The organism is Streptomyces sp. NPDC094143 (assembly GCF_040303825.1).
Taxonomy (GTDB): domain Bacteria; phylum Actinomycetota; class Actinomycetes; order Streptomycetales; family Streptomycetaceae; genus Streptomyces.
On the sequence record NZ_JBEOTZ010000104.1, the window covers coordinates 1 to 3,378 of the forward strand.

Sequence of the window (3,378 nt, forward strand, 5' to 3'; positions counted from 1 at the left end):
GCAATCCACGCAACTACCTGGCCTTTCTCGGCCTCGCCGCAGCCCTCTGCTGCTACAAGCGGTACGTCCGCCTCACCACATAGGACACCGTCTAAGCGGGTGGTCGGTCTCGCGATAGGCGCAACCACGAGATCGGCCACGGTTGGGACAGGGCGGACTGATCTGTCCCGGCTGCTGGATGGGGGAGCGGGCAACAGCGTGCCCAGGCGGCGCACGGGGCGGGACCGCGGCAGATGGCCGCGCTGCCCGTAGCCGTGGTCGGTTGCCCCGGTCTCTCGGCCTTCTTGCGCAGCTCTGTGAGCTATCAGGCGGCAGACCAGCTGCCCGCTCTAGTCCGATTGCGCAGGGTCGCGGGGGGCGCATCTGGCTGTGTGCAGTGGACGGTGCACGGTGATTGCGCAGGATCATTCGCGTGCTGCGTGGCCGTCGCGCGTGGAGTCGCCGATGGCACACCTCGTGATTGCGCATCGGATGGCGCACCCGGTGATTGCGCAGCGGTCTGCGACACCGAATCCGCCTCGATCGGGGTGGTGACTCCGGCTGGCCCGACCATGATGCCGACCAGGGCTCTTCACTGCGCACGTTGTTGGATCGTTGCCGCTGGTCGGGTCTGGTGGTCGGCAGGCTGGTTGTGGGTGCCTGGTGGGCTGGCGGTATGGGTTTCGTCCACAGTTCCCGATCCAGCGAAGCTGGTTGTCCTTGGGCCTCGCGATGGCCGCAGGGCCTCAGCGTGGACGCGCTCACGGTGCGTGGGGGAGCGCTGTGAGCCGCTTCGGTGCGGGGTACGGCGCGGCGTGATGGCCGCGGATCAGTTCACCCAGATCGCCAACGGCCTCTTCCGCGATCCCATGTTGTCGTTCCGCGCCAAGGGCCTGTTCGGCTACATCAGCACGCACACCGCGGGCTGGCAGGTGACGGTCGCCGGCCTGGTGAGAGTCGGGCCCGACGGCCGCGATGCCGTCCGGCGTGCGCTCGGTGAACTCCAGCAGCACGGCTACCTCGTGCGCGAACAGCTCCGGTGTGCGGACGGCACCCTCGGTCAGATCGTCTACTCGATCACGGACCGCCCGGCCCTCGACGCCGACCGCGCCCAGAGGGCCAGGACGGCGCTCGCTTCCGCTGCGCCCAGCGCGCGGGGGGATGGGTTCGCCGCAGGAATCCGGCGGGGAGTGATGGCCGCAGATTAGTTCACCCAGATCGCCAACGGCCTGTTCAGAGACGGCCGCCTGTCGTTCAAGGCGAAGGGCCTGTTCGGACTCATCAGCACCCACCGCGACGGCTGGCGCATGACCGTCACCGACCTGGCGCGCCGCAGCCGTGACGGCGAGGCAGCCGTCAGAAGCGGACTGAAAGAACTGGAGCAGCACGGCTTCCTGCTGCGCGAACGCCTGCGCCACCCCGATGGCACCCTCGGCCCGGCCGCGTACTGCATTACCGACCTGCCCGCCTGGCAAAACACCAGGTCACAACCGATGTCGGGTTTTCCATCAGTGGATAAGCCGACGTCGGTCAATCACCCCACTAAGAACACCATGAGTAAGAAGACTGAGAAGCAGAACACCAGCCCCTTCCGTCCGTGCGCCCACGGCGACGCACCGCGCAAGGTTGCGGGCCCGGACCAGCCGCATCCGCCGGCTGCTCCCGCCCCGGCTCCGCCTGCCGATGAGCTGCATCCGGGGATCCGGCTCCTGCTGGAGATCGGAGGAAGCCGCCCGGAGTTGCTGCTGACGGGCAAGGCACTGACCGATCAGGGCCGCGTGATCACCGTGATGCTGGAAGCAGGCTGGAGCACCGAGCAACTGCGGCACGTCATCACCGGCCGGCCCCTGCCCACACCGGTGCGGACCTCGGTCGGCGCGATCATCGCCGCCCGCCTGCGCGCCGCCCAGGCCTACCCGCCGCCCGCCACCGCGACCGGCCACCACACCCCATCTCAGCCGCCCGAACCGGCCCCCGAGCAGCACGCGGCGGAGCGCTCCTCGGCCGCGGCCGCCGCCCGCACGGTGACAGAGGCCCTGACCTACCGGGCGCTCGTGGAATGCGCCGGCTGCGGAGTGCCCGGGACGGCGCCCGGCGAGGACCTGTGCCCGGCCTGCCTGGGCTGGCCGCCCTGCCGCACCTGCCCCGGCCCCACGCCCCGGCGCGCCCACCCCGATGGCGACGGCCGCTGCACCACCTGCGCCACGGCGTCGGCCAGCAGCGCGGTCTTGATGCGCGCCAGCGTTGCAGAGCGGGACTGATGCCGTCTTCACCCTCAGCACGATGCCGCGAAAGTATTCGTGAAGGTAGTCAGGGGTGCATACTCGGGGGTATGGCAGATACGACGGTGAAGATCGACATGGAGACCAGGGACCGGCTGGCCGCCATCGCGGCCGCCCGGGGCACGAGCGTGCGGGCGCTTCTGGCGGACCTCGCGGTCCAGGAGGAGAACCAGCTGCGCCTGGCCGATGCCACTGCGGCGTTCCGCGAGGTGGTCGCCCGGCCCGGGATCGCCGAGGCCTTCGACCGTGACTTCGGAGGGCTGTCCGAGGGCGTCGACAGCGCACGCCGGGCGGCTTGATCTTGGATCTGCACATCGACATCCGCTGGCTCCTGGACCGGCAGGAGGACCTGCTCGGCAAGCAGCTCACCGTGCGCGACTACTCAGGCCTCGTGGCCGCCGTCGCCCGCCACCGCGTGAACACCCCGAGCATCGAGGTCGGCGCGCCGGACGCCTTCTGGCGCGCGGCTGCCCTCCTGGAGCAGATCGTCCTCCTGCGGCCGCTGCCGGCACGCAACGAGTTCTTCGCCTACGGCGTCGCCATCGCCTACATCCGGGCCTCCGGCGAAACCATCGACGACTCCTACGAACCGTGGCGCGACCTGATCACCGACATCCGCGCTCTGCGCCTGACCGTCTACGACATCGCCGACCGGCTGCGCTCACTGACCACGCCGTAACACCCCGGAGCACCCGCACCTCGGGACCAGCGGCTGATGCGGCGAACACCTCGGCGCCCCGGGTGATTGTCCGGGGCGCCGGGGTGGTCCTGCCGCACTGGCTGTGCCAGCGCAGTGAGTTCGTCACAGGTCGGTCCAGGGGCGGGGTGTGCCGCCGGCCAGAGGTGTCCATACTTCCGCGGTGGGGCCGTGTTGTTCGAGGTCTTCGAGGACGGCCGCTCCGAGTGGCACCTGGCGGGCGAGCGTGGCGGCCAGCGGGTGTTGGGAGGCCATCGCCTGCAGGTCGCTGATCCTGCCCTCCAGCCTGGTACGGGAGGCGCCGGTGAGGACGAACAGCAGGCGAGGGAAGACTGGGTACCAGCGCATCCAGCCGGGCTCCGCGGCGGCGGCGGTTCTGCGCCGGCCGGCCGGCTGGGCCTCGTACTGATGCAGCCGTGC

2 protein-coding genes, 1 tRNA gene and 2 pseudogenes are annotated in these 3,378 nt (G+C 70.2%); 4 read left to right on the top strand and 1 reads right to left on the bottom strand.

The features are described from left to right. Nucleotides 1–468 precede the first annotated feature (468 nt). From ABTZ58_RS39840 to ABTZ58_RS39860, 4 genes and pseudogenes are all read left to right on the top strand, one after another. Nucleotides 469–552: transfer RNA gene (locus ABTZ58_RS39840), tRNA-Arg, on the top strand. 210 nt (nt 553–762) lie between these two features. After that, a pseudogene (locus tag ABTZ58_RS40450) lies at nt 763–2,240 on the top strand (hypothetical protein). 71 nt (nt 2,241–2,311) lie between these two features. Beyond that, a complete protein-coding gene (locus ABTZ58_RS39855; RefSeq protein ID WP_351368351.1) occupies nt 2,312–2,560 on the top strand; it encodes an antitoxin MazE7 in 249 nt (82 codons plus the stop codon). A gap of 2 nt (nt 2,561–2,562) precedes the next feature. After that, nucleotides 2,563–2,940: a toxin Doc gene (locus ABTZ58_RS39860; protein WP_351368354.1), complete on the top strand. Its 378-nt coding sequence runs from the start codon at nt 2,563–2,565 to the stop codon at nt 2,938–2,940. 123 nt (nt 2,941–3,063) lie between these two features. Here ABTZ58_RS39860 and ABTZ58_RS39865 read toward each other — a convergent pair. Next, nucleotides 3,064–3,378: pseudogene (locus ABTZ58_RS39865) on the bottom strand (replication-relaxation family protein); the annotation flags it as partial.

What these genes read in the sequence shown, in the direction of transcription:
- ABTZ58_RS39855 (WP_351368351.1), top strand. Translation starts at nt 2,312, where the DNA reads ATGGCAGATACGACGGTGAAGATCGACATGGAGACCAGGGACCGGCTG.